Origin of the sequence: Polynucleobacter sp. AP-Feld-500C-C5 (genome assembly GCF_018882265.1) — a bacterium.
Classification (GTDB): Bacteria; Pseudomonadota; Gammaproteobacteria; order Burkholderiales; family Burkholderiaceae; genus Polynucleobacter.
This window is the reverse complement of sequence record NZ_JACVOW010000017.1, coordinates 1-246: the sequence shown is the minus strand read 5'-3', so window position 1 is coordinate 246 and position 246 is coordinate 1. Positions and strand designations below refer to the sequence as shown.

General features: G+C 42.3%; 1 protein-coding gene. It reads left to right on the top strand.

Features of this window, described 5'->3' with window-relative positions:
- On the top strand, positions 1 to 246 hold a 246-nt coding region (locus ICN21_RS01700; protein WP_216176298.1), incomplete at both ends, for an IS3 family transposase.

The following is a 246-nucleotide window of genomic DNA, read 5'->3' as shown; positions in this document are numbered from 1 at the left end:
AGGGCTGGCAATACCAGATGGGGCTTTATCAACAGGCCCTGCACCAGCAGGGTATTACTCAAAGCATGTCTAGAAAAGGTAATTGCTTGGATAACGCAGTCATGGAAAACTGGTTCGGCATTATGAAAACCGAGTTCTTCTATCAAAAGAAGTTTGACGATGTCGGGTCATTTAAAACAGAGCTTAAGGAATATATCCACTACTACAACCATGATCGAATCAAGCAAAAACTAAAGGGATTGAGCC